The sequence below is a fragment of the Roseivivax halotolerans genome (assembly GCF_900115815.1).
Lineage (GTDB): Bacteria > Pseudomonadota > Alphaproteobacteria > Rhodobacterales > Rhodobacteraceae > Roseivivax > Roseivivax halotolerans.
In genome coordinates, this window is record NZ_FOXV01000006.1 from 138992 (window position 1) to 152639 (window position 13648).

13 protein-coding genes are annotated in these 13648 nt (G+C 66.9%); 9 read left to right on the forward strand and 4 right to left on the reverse strand.

Annotated elements, in window-relative coordinates:
* Nucleotides 1-55: 55 nt before the first annotated feature.
* The 4 genes from BM171_RS10260 (at nucleotide 56) to BM171_RS10275 (ending at nucleotide 6388) form a co-directional block, all read left to right on the forward strand.
* Nucleotides 56-844, forward strand: a complete 789-nt coding sequence (locus BM171_RS10260; RefSeq protein ID WP_093011514.1) for a uracil-DNA glycosylase — start codon at nucleotides 56-58, stop codon at nucleotides 842-844.
* Complete coding sequence (moaB, locus tag BM171_RS10265; protein WP_093011517.1) at nucleotides 841-1383, forward strand: molybdenum cofactor biosynthesis protein B; 543 nt, start codon at nucleotides 841-843, stop codon at nucleotides 1381-1383. The genes BM171_RS10260 and moaB overlap by 4 nt, the downstream gene beginning before the upstream one ends.
* 148 nt (nucleotides 1384-1531) lie before the next feature.
* Nucleotides 1532-2998 carry an efflux RND transporter periplasmic adaptor subunit gene (locus BM171_RS10270; protein WP_093011520.1) on the forward strand — a complete coding sequence of 489 codons (1467 nt, stop codon included), beginning with the start codon at nucleotides 1532-1534 and terminating at the stop codon, nucleotides 2996-2998.
* A 3-nt stretch (nucleotides 2999-3001) separates the two neighbouring features.
* Complete coding sequence (locus BM171_RS10275) at nucleotides 3002-6388, forward strand: efflux RND transporter permease subunit (protein ID WP_093011523.1); 3387 nt, start codon at nucleotides 3002-3004, stop codon at nucleotides 6386-6388.
* Between the two features lie 4 nt (nucleotides 6389-6392).
* Here BM171_RS10275 and BM171_RS10280 read toward each other — a convergent pair whose 3' ends face one another.
* Nucleotides 6393-7202 carry a protein-disulfide reductase DsbD domain-containing protein gene (locus tag BM171_RS10280; protein WP_093011525.1) on the reverse strand — a complete coding sequence of 270 codons (810 nt, stop codon included), beginning with the start codon at nucleotides 7200-7202 and terminating at the stop codon, nucleotides 6393-6395.
* A 97-nt stretch (nucleotides 7203-7299) separates the two neighbouring features.
* Here BM171_RS10280 and BM171_RS10285 point away from each other — a divergent pair, with 97 nt between their 5' ends.
* Nucleotides 7300-7890, forward strand: a complete 591-nt coding sequence (locus BM171_RS10285; RefSeq protein ID WP_175497537.1) for a YqgE/AlgH family protein — start codon at nucleotides 7300-7302, stop codon at nucleotides 7888-7890.
* 2 nt (nucleotides 7891-7892) lie between these two features.
* Here the strand turns inward: BM171_RS10285 and BM171_RS10290 are convergent, their stop codons facing one another.
* On the reverse strand, nucleotides 7893-8828 hold the full coding sequence (locus tag BM171_RS10290) for an L-threonylcarbamoyladenylate synthase (RefSeq protein WP_093011531.1): 936 nt from the start codon (nucleotides 8826-8828) through the stop codon (nucleotides 7893-7895).
* A gap of 149 nt (nucleotides 8829-8977) precedes the next feature.
* Between BM171_RS10290 and BM171_RS10295 the strand changes: the two genes are divergently transcribed.
* From BM171_RS10295 to BM171_RS10310, 4 genes are all read left to right on the forward strand, one after another.
* Entirely contained in the window at nucleotides 8978-10693 is a 1716-nt protein-coding gene (locus BM171_RS10295; protein ID WP_093011534.1) for an acyl-CoA dehydrogenase, read from the forward strand.
* Nucleotides 10690-11727: an MBL fold metallo-hydrolase gene (locus BM171_RS10300; RefSeq protein ID WP_093011537.1), complete on the forward strand. Its 1038-nt coding sequence runs from the start codon at nucleotides 10690-10692 to the stop codon at nucleotides 11725-11727. The genes BM171_RS10295 and BM171_RS10300 overlap by 4 nt, the downstream gene beginning before the upstream one ends.
* Nucleotides 11728-11819: 92 nt before the next feature.
* Entirely contained in the window at nucleotides 11820-11954 is a 135-nt protein-coding gene (locus BM171_RS10305) for an aa3-type cytochrome c oxidase subunit IV (protein ID WP_093011540.1), read from the forward strand.
* A gap of 14 nt (nucleotides 11955-11968) precedes the next feature.
* Nucleotides 11969-12586 (forward strand): hypothetical protein, encoded by a 618-nt coding sequence (locus tag BM171_RS10310; RefSeq protein ID WP_245760230.1) that lies wholly within the window; start codon nucleotides 11969-11971, stop codon nucleotides 12584-12586.
* Nucleotides 12587-12589: 3 nt separating this feature from the next.
* On the opposite strand, the gene BM171_RS10315 is transcribed toward BM171_RS10310, so the two are convergent.
* Both BM171_RS10315 and BM171_RS10320 read right to left on the reverse strand, forming a co-directional pair.
* Nucleotides 12590-12922, reverse strand: coding sequence for an AzlD domain-containing protein (locus tag BM171_RS10315; RefSeq protein WP_093011543.1), 333 nt, complete (start codon nucleotides 12920-12922; stop codon nucleotides 12590-12592).
* Nucleotides 12919-13632: an AzlC family ABC transporter permease gene (locus tag BM171_RS10320; RefSeq protein WP_093011546.1), complete on the reverse strand. Its 714-nt coding sequence runs from the start codon at nucleotides 13630-13632 to the stop codon at nucleotides 12919-12921. The genes BM171_RS10315 and BM171_RS10320 overlap by 4 nt, the downstream gene beginning before the upstream one ends.
* Between the last annotated feature and the right edge of the window lie 16 nt (nucleotides 13633-13648).

Genomic DNA, 13648 nt, shown 5'->3' on the forward strand with positions numbered 1-13648 from the left:
GATCGGAAATTCGCCGCCTTCCTGCCGCCTTCGGCGAGGTCTATGCTGCCTTCCGATGGATTCGCTCGATTGGCATAGCGCGCAGGCGATGCTCGCCTGGCAGGCGGAGATGGGCGTGACCGAGACGATCTCGGAAATGCCCGTCGACCGGTTTGCCGCCGCGGAGGCCGCGCTGGCCGAGACCGCGGCAAAAGCGACCGCTGCGGTGGCGGGCGCCAGCGTTGCCGAGGCCGAGGTCGACCCCGTGGGTCTGGCGCGGCAGGCGGCGGCATCGGCTGGGGATCTTGCCGCGCTGAAGGCCGCTCTCGGGGCATTCGAGGAATGCGAGCTGAAGCGCGGCGCGCGGAATCTCGTGTTCGCGGATGGCATGCCGGAGGCCCGCGTGATGATCGTCGGCGAGGCGCCGGGGCGCGATGAGGATCGCGAGGGGCGTCCCTTCGTCGGACGCGCGGGACAACTGCTCGACCGGATGCTGGACGCCATCGACATGGGCCGCGGGAAGGATGGTCCGAAAGGTGTTTACATCACGAACGTCCTGCCCTGGCGGCCGCCGCAGAACCGCGAACCCACGACCGAGGAAATCGCGATGATGCTGCCCTTTTTGGAGCGGCACGTCGCCTTGGCTGATCCCGACATCCTGATCGTGATGGGCAATATCTCCGCATCCGCGGTTCTTGGTAAGCGCGGCATCACCCGGCTCAGGGGCCAGTGGACAGAAGCGATGGGACGGCCTGTCTTGCCGATGTTCCATCCGGCATACCTCTTGCGGAACCCGCAGATGAAACGCGAGGCCTGGGCCGACCTCTTGGAATTGCAGGCGAAACTGGAGACGACAGCGACATGAACCGTATCGACGAGACGCGCGACTTCATTCCCGTCCGCATCGCGGTGCTGACCGTGTCGGATACGCGCCAGGTCGAGGACGACCGCTCGGGCGACACGCTTGTGGCACGCATCGAGGCGGCCGGGCATGTCCTTGCGACCCGCGCCATCGTGCCCGACGAGCGTGAGATGATCGCGGGCAAGCTCCGCGAATGGTGCGAGAACCCTGATATCGACGTGGTGATCTCCACCGGCGGCACCGGCCTGACCGGGCGCGACGTGACCGTCGAGGCGCATCGCGATGTCTACGAGAAAGAGATCGACGCCTTCGCAATCGTCTTCACCCATGTCTCGATGGCCAAGATCGGCACCTCCGCCGTTCAGTCCCGTGCCACGGGCGGCGTTGCGATGGGAACCTACCTCTTCGCGCTGCCGGGAAGTCCCGGCGCTTGCAAGGATGCCTGGGACGAGATCCTGTCGTTTCAGCTCGATTACAGGCACCGTCCATGCAACTTCGTGGAGATCATGCCGAGGCTCGACGAGCATATGCGCCGGAAGTAGCGCGCCCGGCCGAATTTTTTTCGACGGATACCGGTGTCCGCTTCGTAAAAGGGTGGTGAGGTGCGGTCCCGACGCTTTGGAAAAGGTCTCGGGACGGCTACCTTTTAACCAGTGCGGAGGATGATCCTCCGGTCCACGCCGAGGTGCCATGCGGTTTCTAAGACGTTCTCTGACCGGACTTTTTCTCCTGGCAGCCACGCTGGGCCTCTTGGTCTATGCCGGTGCGCTTGTCTGGGGTGCCGTCGAGACGCGCATGGCCGACGAGCCGCGCATCCCCGATGCCGAGGAGCGCGTCTTCTCGGTCAACGTGGTCGAAGCGACGCCGCGCACCGAAACGCCGGTCCTGACGGCCTATGGGTCGGTCGAAAGTCGCCGCACGCTCGAAATCCGGACCGAAGCCGCCGGGCGGATCGTGGAGCTTGCGGAGGATTTCGACGCCGGTCGCCAGGTCGAGGCAGGTCAGCTTCTGGCGCGCATCGACCCTGCGGATGCGGAAGCGGCGCTCGATCGGGCGCGGTCGGCCCTCACCGATGCCCGCGCGGAGGCTCGCGATGCGCGCCGCGCGGTGGAGCTCGCCCGCGAGAACCTGGCCGCCGCCGAGGAACAGGCCCAACTTTACGAGCGCGCATTCACCCGGCAGCAGGATCTCGTGGACCGCGGTGTCGGCAGCGCCTCGGCGGCGGAGACCGCGGAGCTGCAGGCTTCGACCGCCCGCGCCGCGGTGATCCAGCGCCGCCAATCGCTCAGCGATGCGGAGGCGAGGGTCAGCCAAGCCGAGACCGCCATCTCCCGCACCGAGATCGATGTGGCCGAGGCCGAGCGCCGGCTCGAGGCGACCGAGATCCGTGCGGATTTCGCAGGTGTTCTCAGCGACGTTTCTGTGGTCGAAGGCCGACTCGTCTCGACCAATGAACAGATCGCCACCCTGATCGATCCCGACGCGCTCGAAGTGGCCTTCCGTGTCTCGACCCAAGGCTTTGCGCGCCTTCTGAACGAATCCGGCCGGGTGCGCCCCGCCCCGGTGACCGCGACGCTCGATGTCTACGGCACCGACCTTGTTGCCGAAGGCAGGATCGACCGCGCGAGCCCGCAGGTCGGCGAAGGCCAGACCGGACGGCTCGTCTATGCCCGCCTGACCTCCTCGGCAGGCTTCCAGCCAGGTGATTTCGTCACGGTCCGGGTCGATGAGCCCGATATCGAGAACGTGGTGCGTCTGCCCGCTACGGCTCTTGGCCCGAACGGAGATGTGCTGCTCGTGGGCGCGGATGATCGCCTTGAGGCCGCTGCCGTGGAACTCGTTCGCCGCCAGGGCGACGACATCCTGGTGAGTGCCGGAACGATCACAGGCCGTCAGGTCGTCGCTCAGCGCACCCCGCTTCTGGGGTCGGGCATAAAGGTGCGGGCGCGCAGCATGGCGCCGCCGGAGGACGCCGAAGCGCGCGTCGAGGACGACCTGATGGACCTCTCCGAAGAGCGCCGCGAACGCCTTCGGGCGTTTGTCGAAGGCAGCGACCGGATGCCGGATGCGGCCAAGGAACGTATCCTGGCCCAGCTTAGCGAGCCGCGCGTGCCGGCGGCGATGGTCGCCCGGCTCGAAGCGCGGATCGGGGGCTAGGGTATGGACCGTAGCAGAACGCCCTTCTTCGGTCTGTTCTCATACTTCACGCGTCACCGGACCCTGGCGAACCTCCTTCTGGTGTTGATGATCGCCGCTGGCGCCTTTGCGGTGCCGAACATGCGCGCGCAGTTTTTCCCGGACGTCATCGTCGACGAGATCGACATCTCCGTGCGCTGGGACGGCGCGGGCGCGGAGGACGTGGATCAGGGTATCGTGCAGCTTCTGGAGCCTGCGCTTCTGGCGGTGGAGGGCGTCGAGTCGAGCGAGGCGCGATCGCGCGAGGGATCGGCCCGGATCGAGCTCGAATTCCAGCCCGGCTGGGATATGGGGCGCGCGACCAACGATGTCCGGCAGGCGGTCGACAGCGTCACGCAGCTCCCCGAGGAGGCCGATGAGCCCGAGATCAGCCGCTCGACCTGGTTCGACCGCGTGACCGACGTGGTGATCCAAGGCCCGGTCGCGCCGGAGCAGCTTGCCAATTACGCCGATCTGTTCGTCAATCGTCTCTTTGCGGAAGGCGTGACGAATACGACGATCCGGGGCCTCTCCGCTCCGCAGACCATCGTGGAGGTGCCCTCCACCAATCTCATCGCTCACGATGTGACGCTGCGCGAGATCGCGGCGGCCATCGGCGGCGAGGTCGACGCCGATCCGGCGGGTGAGGTGGACGGTGCCAATGCCCGCGTGAGGACCGGGACCGAAAAGCGGAACGCCGACGAGATCGAGACCATCGTCCTGCGCTCCAATCCGGACGGCACGAAGCTGACCGTGGGCGATGTCGCCAATATCCGCGTCGAGGGCGTGACCCGCGAGCGCAGCTATTTCGTGGGCGAGAACCCCGCGATCTCGATTCGCGTCGACCGCACGGCCCAAGGGGATGCCATCGCGATCCAGCGGCAGGTCGAGGAAGTTGCGGCGGAATTGCAGGCGGAGATGCCGGAGGGGTCCTCCATCGACCTCATTCGTACGCGGGCCGAGGCGATCTCGGGGAGGCTCAACATCCTTGTCGACAACGGGCTGATGGGCCTCGGCCTCGTCGTTGTGCTCTTGTTCCTGTTCCTCAATGCCCGCATCGCTTTCTGGGTCGCGGCGGGCATACCGACGGCGATGCTGGCTGCCATCGCGCTGATGTATGTGGGCGGGCTCACGATCAACATGATCTCGCTTTTTGCGCTGATCATCACGCTCGGGATCGTGGTCGACGATGCCATCGTCGTGGGCGAACATGCCGATCACCTCGCGCGGCGCGGGCTCGGACCGGCCGAGGCTGCGGAGACTGCCGCCGCGCGCATGGCGATGCCGGTATTCTGCGCGACCCTGACGACGCTCATCGCCTTCTTCGGGCTCGTGGCCATCGGCGGGCGCTTCGGCGGTCTGATCGCCGACATCCCCTTCACGGTGATCGCGGTCCTGATCGCAAGCCTCGTCGAGTGCTTCCTGATCCTGCCGAACCACATGCGCCATGCGCTGCACCATGCGAATGCGCGCCACTGGTACGATGCGCCGTCGCGCGTGGTGAACCGGGGTTTCCGCTGGGTTCGTGAACGGCTGTTTCGCCCGTTGATGGCGGGGGTCATCGCGGGCCGCTACGTCGTTGTCGCCGCCGTGATCGCGCTTCTGGCGAGTCAGGCCGCGCTCCTGATCAAGGGCGATGTGCCGTGGCGCTTCTTCAACGCGCCAGAGCAGGATTCCGTGACCGGCAACTTCGCGATGGCGCCGAGCGCGGGCCGCGAGGACAGCATCGAGCAGATGCGCGCGATGCAGGCGGCGGTGAACGATCTCGCCGCCGACTACGAGGAGCGCTACGGCCGCAGCCCGGTTGCTTACGTCCTGTCGGAGATCGGCGGCAATTCGGGGCGGGGCCTGGCGGGCAGCGATACGAAAGAGCCCGAACAACTCGGCTCCATCGCGATCGAGCTCATTTCGGCGGACCTGCGCCCCTATTCCGCCTTCCAGTTCGTCGGCGAGTTGCAGGACCGCGTGGAGCAGCATCCGCTTGCCGAGACGATCAGTTTCCGCGGCTGGCGGTCGGGTCCGGGGGGCGACGCACTCGACGTGCAGTTCTTCGGCGCTGATGCCGACACCCTGAAGGGCGCGGCCGAGGATCTGAAGACCGCGATGGCACGGTTTCCGGAAGTCTCTGCCGTCGAGGACGACCTTGCCTACGACAAGGACGAGCTGGTGCTCGATCTGACGGCGCGGGGGCAGGCGCTGGGCTTCGACATCGACTCTCTCGGTCAGACGCTTCGTGCGCGGCTTGGCGGCGTCGAGGCGGCGACCTATCCGGTGGGCCCGCGCTCCGCCGCGATCCGGGTGGAGCTGCCCGAGAGCGAGCAGACGGCTGATTTCCTCGAACGGATGCAACTCCGCACACCGGAGGGGCAATACGTGACACTCGCCGATATCGTGCAGGTGGAGCGGGAGGTCGGATTCTCGACCGTCCGGCGCGAGAACGGGATCCGGCTCATCTCGGTCAACGGGGATATCTCGGAGGACGACCCGGCCGCCGCCGCCGAGGTCATGCAGGCGCTCGAGGACGAGATCCTGCCGACAATCGCCGCTGAGCGGCAGGTCGATTACCGGCTCTCGGGCCTCTCCGAGCAGGAGGACGAGTTCCTGGCTGACGCGCTCGCCGCCTTGGTGATGGTGCTCCTTGGAATTTACCTCGTCCTCGCCTGGGTCTTCGCGAGCTGGTCGCGTCCGATGGTCGTGATGGCGATCATCCCCTTCGGCCTTGTGGGCACGATTTACGGCCATGCGCTCTGGGACGTGCCGATGTCGATGTTCACGGTGGTCGGCCTTCTCGGCATGACTGGAATCATCATCAACGACTCGATCGTGCTGGTGACGACCATCGATGAATATGCCGCGGATCGGGGCATTCTGCCGGCCATCATCGACGGCGCGGCAGACCGGCTGCGGCCCGTGCTTCTGACGACACTGACCACGGTTCTCGGCCTCGCGCCGCTTCTCTACGAAGGGTCGAGCCAAGCGGAGTTCCTGAAGCCCACCGTCATCACGCTGGTCTACGGGCTCGGCTTCGGCATGGTCCTGGTGCTGCTGGTGGCGCCCGCCCTCATCGCCATCGGAGAGGATTTCGCGCGTGCCAAGGCCAGTGTCCGCAGGGGCCTTCGCTACCGCGATGCGCGGGTGCGCGGCGGGTATCTCGCGGGGCTTGCCGCGCTTGTTGCCTGGCTGGGCGTCACGCTCGGATGGCATGTCGCGACGGGCGCGCTGCCGGTGCCGCTGTCGGCGCTCGTTCCGGGTGCCGGCCTGTCCGCAGCCTTCGCGATCTTCCTGGCGGGGGCCGCGCTGGCCGTGCTCGTCGCCTATGCCGTCGCGGCGCTTCTGATCGGGCTTGGCCGGAGAAGGCGCGCCGCGGGCTGACCCCTCAGCGGCTGCAGCCTTCGATCTCGACGGCGTGGCTCGATCCGAGGACCGTGAAGGTCAGGCTCGAGCGGTCGAGGGCGAAGGGCCGCTTCTCGACGTGCCGCACTTCGGCGCGGGTCACGAGCGTGTCGCCCTCGCGGCGGCTTCGCGGCTCTGAGACCCAGAGAAGCGGATTGCCGGTTTCGATCACGACATCCTCACGTGTGCCGGCAGGGTCGACGGCGATCTCGGCGGTCAACGTCATGCCCTTCTCGGAAGGATCGACGCGGCACTCTGCCGACGCGCCACCGACATCTGCCGCCGTGAACGGGCGATCGGCGAGCGCGGCCACGATGGCCGGATCGCGTGGCGACGGAGCGGCGGGCAGCACGGCCGAGAAACTCAGCTCGTGCGGCATGCAGATGTCCTTGCAGATGCCGAGCCGCATATCGCCCGCAAGCCGCACGTCGCCACCCGACGCGGGCCGGATCGCAAGCGGCAGGATCACTTCGTCATGGTAGCCGATGCTGCGCATGCCGCCCTGCTCGAACACGTCCGGGCGCGGCCAGACCACCGACACGCCCGAGAGGTTCGCCGAACCGCGCCAGCCGAATTCAGGGGGAATGCCCGCATCGCCGGGCGCACGCCAATAGGTCTTCCACCCCGGTGCCAGCTTCAGATGCAGCGCGGCCATATGCGTGCCGTCGGCCTGACGCCAACCCGGCCGCAGCTCGGCAGAGACAACCCGGTCGATATCCTGCGCGCCAGCGATACGCGGCGCGGCGGAGAAGAGGCAGGCCGCAGCGGCGGCAAGGCAGAGCGATCTGAACATCCAACTTCTGTGCCCCGGTCGTCCTGAAATGAAAAGTCACGTCTCAGCGAAGGTGGCGGACTTGCCACGCGCCCGGTCGCGCCCCATCCTTGCATGGATGCAGGATTCCGAGCCCGACACCAGCGACAGCGATCTCACCGGCCGCATGCTGATTGCCATGCCCGGCATGGGCGATACGCGATTCGACCGCGCGGTCGTTTTCCTGTGCGCCCATTCGGCGGACGGGGCGATGGGCCTCATCGTGAACAAGCCTGCGCCGGGACTCGAGATCGCAACGCTTCTCGAGCAGCTCGAGATCGTGAGCGAAGAGGATCGGGCGATCGGATTCGAGCCCGTCTTCTTCGGCGGTCCGGTCGAGACGGGGCGGGGATTCGTCCTGCACAGCCGCGATTTTCAATCCGACGTGACCTCGCTCGACGTGAACGAGGGCGTGTCGATGACCGCCACGCTCGATATTCTGGAGGAAATCGCCGCCGGACGGGGCCCCGAGCGGCGGCGCATGTGTCTTGGCTATGCTGGCTGGGGGCCGGGGCAACTCGAGGAAGAGCTGCAGCAGAATGGCTGGCTCGTCTGCGATTCTTCCGACGCGCTGATCTTCGGCCAGGATGCGGATGGGATATGGGAGGCCGCGCTCGGCTCTCTCGGTGTCTCCTCGCTGATGCTGTCGGAGGAAGGCGGACAGGCGTAGGCCTAGCGCGGTGCTGCCGCGCGGCTCAGCCGGTCGTTGATCGCGATGCCGAGGCCGCGATGTGGCACGGGCGCCACCGCGATGACCTCCCGCCCGGAGCGGTCGAGGGCGTGCAGATGCGCGAAGAGATTCGCCGCTGCTTCGCTCAGATCCTCGCTTTGCGACAGATTTAGATCGCAGGGCATATCGCCGAACCCGAGCGTCGCCTCCCCGTCCTGCCATTCGGCCGCGTTTAGGCGGAGCGTTGCGCGCGGCGCATAATGCGAGGGGGTCTGGCCGGGCGCGGAGATTGCCTCGGTATCGCGGCGGGTGAAGACATGCGTGCCAAGCGTGCCCACGAGCGCCTCGGCGGTGATACCGCCGGGCCGCAGAAGCGTCGGTTTACCGGTCAAGCCAAGGATCGTCGATTCGAGACCCACCTGCGATGCGCCGCCCGCGACCACCGCATCGATCCGCCCGTCGAGCGTGTCGAGCACATGCTCGGCCCGCGTCGGGCTGATCCGGCCCGAGCGATTAGCGGACGGCGCCGCGACACCGCGGCCGAAGGCGGTCAGCAGGCGGCGCGCGACGGGATGCGCGGGCATTCTTATCCCGATCGTGTCGAGCCCCGCCGTCACCAGCCCGGAGACGGGCGCGCCATCGCGCAGCGGCAGGACCAGCGTCAGGGGGCCGGGCCAGTATGCAGCCGCGAGCGCCTCGGCCCGGTCGCTCCACACTGCGAGCGCCTTGGCCTGGTCGAGGCTGGCCACATGGGTGATGAGCGGATTGAAACTCGGCCGGTCCTTGGCGGCGAAGATCGCCGCAACGGCTTTGTCGTTGCCGGCATCGGCACCGAGGCCGTAGACCGTCTCGGTCGGGAAGGCGACGAGGCCCCCTGCGCGCCAGATCTCCGCAGCGCGCACGATGTCCGCCTCGGCCAGGGTCAGACGTTCGGTCATGGTTCTGTCTCCGACGCTCGTGACGCGGCGTTTGTATTGCCCGGACCAGATGGCCGGGCCACCCTTCGCTGCGAAAACATGCGCTATCCTGGCGCGGCGTGGTACTGGATGACCGCCCCGTTGCCAAGATGCGAGAGGAAGCGAAGCCTATGCCCTATACCGCACCCGTTGCCGATTTCCGATTCCTGTTCGAACATGTCGTGGACCTCGGGCAGGTCACCTCGCAGGACCGCTACGCCGATGCCACGGCGGACGTCATCGACGCGATCCTCACCGAGGCGGGGCGTGTCTGCGAAGAGGTGATCGCGCCGACCCGCCGGGCGGGCGACACCGATCCCGCGCGCCTCGAGAACGGCGTCGTTCGTACGAGCAAGGGGTTCAAGGAGGCATATGCCGCGCTGGCCGAGGGCGGCTGGGTGGCCGTTGCGGCCGGGCAGGAGCATGGCGGCATGGGCTTGCCGCAAGCGATGGCGACGGCCGTCAACGACATGCTCTCGGCAGCCAATCTGTCGTTGCAGCTCTGTCCGCTTCTGACGCAAGGCCAGATCGACGCGCTCGAAGCCTGGGGCACCGAGGAGCTGAACGCGCTCTACCTGCCGAAGCTGATTTCCGGCGAGTGGACCGGCACGATGAACCTCACCGAGCCGCAGGCAGGCTCAGACGTGGGCGCGGCGCGGGCGAAGGCAGAGCCCAACGGCGATGGCAGTTTCGCGGTGTCGGGTCAGAAGATCTACATCTCCTGGGGCGATCACGACGTGGCCGAGAATGTCTGCCACCTCGTCCTTGCGCGACTGCCCGATGCGGCACCGGGCACAAAGGGTCTGAGCCTCTTCATGGTGCCGAAATACATCCCGAACGAGGATGGCAGCCTCGGACCTGTGAACGATCTGCGGGTCGTCTCGCTCGAGGAAAAGCTCGGTCTGCATGGCTCGCCCACGGCGGTCATGGAATATGACGGCGCAAAGGGCTGGCTCGTCGGCGAGGAGCATGGCGGCATCAAGGCGATGTTCACGATGATGAACAATGCCCGGCTCGGGGTCGGCGCGCAGGGCGTGGGCGTGGCTGATGGCGCCTACCAGCACGCGCTGGCCTACGCACAGGACCGCACCCAGGGCAAATCCAAGATCGAAGGGGCGACGGGCAGCATCGTCGATCACGCCGATGTCCGCCGGATGCTCGCTTCGATGAAGGCCGACACGTTCGCGGCGCGAGCCATTGCGCTGGCTTGCGGTGTCGCGATCGACATGTCCCGCGCCACGGGCGAGGCCGAATGGGAGGCGCGCGCGCAGCTGCTGACTCCGATCGCCAAGGCCTTCGGGACCGAAACCGGCATCCGCGTCGCCAACGAGGGCGTCCAAGTTCACGGCGGAATGGGCTTCGTCGAGGAGACGGGCGCGGCGCAATTCCTGCGCGATGTGCGGGTGACCGCGATCTACGAGGGCACGAACGGCATTCAGGCGATGGACCTCGTGGCGCGCAAGATGATGGATGGCGGCGAGGCGGCGTTCGCGCTTCTCGATGAGATCGAGGCCTTCGCAGAGACAGCCCGCGCGGACATGCCCGACCTGGCCGAACCTGTCTGGCAGGCGACAGAGACCCTGCGCGAGACGGTTGAATGGCTGGTCGCGACGGAGGACATGAATGCGCGCTTCGCAGGCTCCATGCCCTTCCTGATGGGCTTTGCCCGCGTGCTCGGCGGCTATTACCACCTGCGCGCAGCCAAGGCCGATCCGGAGGGCAGCCATGCGCGGCTCGCGCGGTTCTACATCACGCGGCTTCTGCCGGAGCATACGGGCCTTCTGGCTCATGCGCGCGGCGGCGCGGACGACCTCTACGCGATCACGCCCGACGATCTCGCGGCATGAACGCGCCCGCCCGCGGCATACGTTACCCTTGGGAGACGCCGCCTGCCGAGGGCGAGGCGATCGAGGTTGCCGACGGTATCCTTTGGCTGCGCCTGCCGCTGCCGATGGCGCTCGACCACGTCAACGTCTACGCTCTTGACGACGGTGAAAGCTGGACCCTGATCGATACGGGCGTGCATTCGCGCCGCTCGGTCGCGCTTTGGGAGAAGATCCTCGCGGGTCCGCTCAGGGGGAAACCCGTCACCCGCTTGATCCTGACCCACCACCATCCCGATCACGTGGGCATGGCCGGCTGGTTCATGGCGCGCGGAGCCGAGCTTGTGACGACGCGCACGGCGATGCTGATGTCGCGGATGCTGACGCTCGATGAGCAGGAGCGCCCGACGCCCGAGACGCTGCGTTTCTGGCGGCATTGCGGGATGGAGCGGCGGATCTACGATGAACGCGCCGAGACGCGCCCCTTCAACTTCGCCGACATCGTGCACCCGATCCCGCTCGGATATACGCGGATCAAGGAAGGCGACCGCCTTCATGCTGCGGGGCGTGACTGGGACGTGCGGATCGGCAACGGCCACGCACCCGAGCACGCGACGCTATGGTCGACGGACGGCACGTTGATCCTTGCAGGCGACCAGATCCTGCCCTCGATCAGCTCGAATATCGGTGTCTACGCGACAGAGCCCGAAGCCGATCCGGTCAGCGACTGGATCGAAGCCTGCGAACGGCTGAGCACCCATGCCACGACCGAGCAGCTCGCGCTCGGCGGGCACAAGCTGCCGTTCCGCGGGGTGCCGACGCGGCTGCGCCAGCTCATCGACAACCACCACGGCGCGCTCTCGCGGCTCGAGGACTTCCTGTCTGAGCCGCGCACGGCTGCGGAGTGCTTCCCGCCGCTCTTCATGCGCCGGATTTCAGACGGCGAATACGGGCTCGCTCTCGTGGAAGCGATGGCCCATTGCCTGCACCTCTGGCACGAGGGCCGGGCCGAGCGGATCGTCGGCGAGGACGAGGCGTGGCGGTTCCGCGCCATCTGACGGGCCTGCGGCGGAATGGCCGCGCGCGGTATCGTGACACGCGCGCTCGAATCCGCTAATCCCCGCCCGAACGACATTTGGAAGGACGCGTCATGGCTGAGCACAAGCACGGCGAGATGGATACAACCGAGCAGCAGAAGACCTTCGACGGGTTCGTGACCTTCACGATCCGCACGGTCATCGTCATCCTCGTGGCGGTGGTTCTCCTGGCGATTTTCAACGCCTGAGGATTCATCGCGCAATGATCCGTTGCTTACGTCTCGGGCTGGCCGCCCTCGGTTTGGCGGCCCTTTCCGCCTGTGCGCCGCAGGGGCAGGGGCCGGATGCGAGCCTTGAAGAGGTCAGCCGCGCGGTCTATCGCCATGACGGGCCGCCGGCGCTGACGCTCTACACGATGGTGTCGAACCGGTCGGGTGAGGGCGCGCATACCAGCCTGATGATCAATGCCTCGCAGCGGGTGATCTTCGATCCCGCAGGATCCGTGTCGAGCGATCGCATCCCCGAACGGGGCGATGTCCTTTACGGGATTACGCCGCAGATCGAGGATTTCTACGAACGCGCCCATGCCCGCGAGACCTATCACGTGGTGATCCAGCGCGTCGAAGTGCCCCCAGAGGTCGCGGAGCAGGCGCTGCAACTTGCGATGCAGAACGGCCGGGTGGGGCAGATGTTCTGCACCTCGGCCACGGCTGGTATCCTGAAACAGCTTCCGGGGTTCGACGGCATCCGCTCGACCTTCTTCCCGACCGCCCTTTCAGAGCAGTTCGCGAAGCTGCCGGGCGTCGAGACACGGCGGGTCTACGAGACCGATGGCGACGACAAAGGCGAAGCCATCGCCGAGTTCGAGGCCGAACTCTAAGGCTCAGCCGAAAAGGCCGAGCCCGATCCCCAGGATCGCCGCGCCCGTCAGCATCGCCGCGATGACGTTTTTCGTGACGTAAGCCACGGCCAGCGTCGCCATCCCTGCGGAAAAGCGCACCGGTTCGAATTCGCCGCCCGCGCCCCGCGGCCAGAGGATCAGCGGCGCAATCAGAGCGGGCAGGATCGCGACGGCCGTGTACCGCAGGTGCCGCAGCGCCCATTCGGGCAATTCGCGGTCGCCGACGAGGCCCAGGAATACGAAGCGCAGCCCGAAGCTGCCGATCCCGAGCCCTGCGATGATGAGCCAGAGGGTCGTTCTGTCGATCTCGATCATGCCAGCTTCCTCTGCATCATGCGCCGTTCGGCTTCGGCCCCGGCGATCATGCCCGACAGGCCGCCCGCGATGAGGCCGAGATTGAAGGGCAGCCAGGCAAAGAGGATCGCGGCCAGCGCGCCGACCAGCGCCGCGACTACGTGCGGCCCGGTGCGGAGCATCGGTCCGATCATCGCAAGAAACGCGATGGGCAGTGCGAAATCGAGCCCGTATCCGGTCGAGATCGCCCCGCCCGCCAAGGCTCCGATCAGGGTCGCGACGTACCATATCGGGCAGATCGGCGTGACGACCCCCATGAAGTAGGCGAACCGCTGTCCGGCGCTTTCCGCAGGGTGGCGTTCATAGTCGAGCGCGGCGCAGGCATAGACCTGGTCGACAAGGAAATAGGCCGCGATGGCGCGCTTCCAGATCGGCAGCTTGCCGAGATAGGGCGTCATCGACGCCGAATACATCGCCATCCGAAGATTGATCGCGAGCGCCGAGCCGAGCACGATGAAGGTCGGCGCTTCGTCCTGCAGAAGCTGCAGCGCGGTGAACTGCGCCGCGCCCGCGATCACCACGACCGAAAAACCGAGCGCCTCGGCGACCGACAGGCCCGCCTCGGTCGCCAGAACCCCGAAGAGCATGCCGAACGGCACGATGACCAGCAGGAACGGCAGTCCGTCCCGGACGCCGCGCCGATAGCTTGACATTGCGTCTGAACCCGCCATGACTCCTGCCCCGATC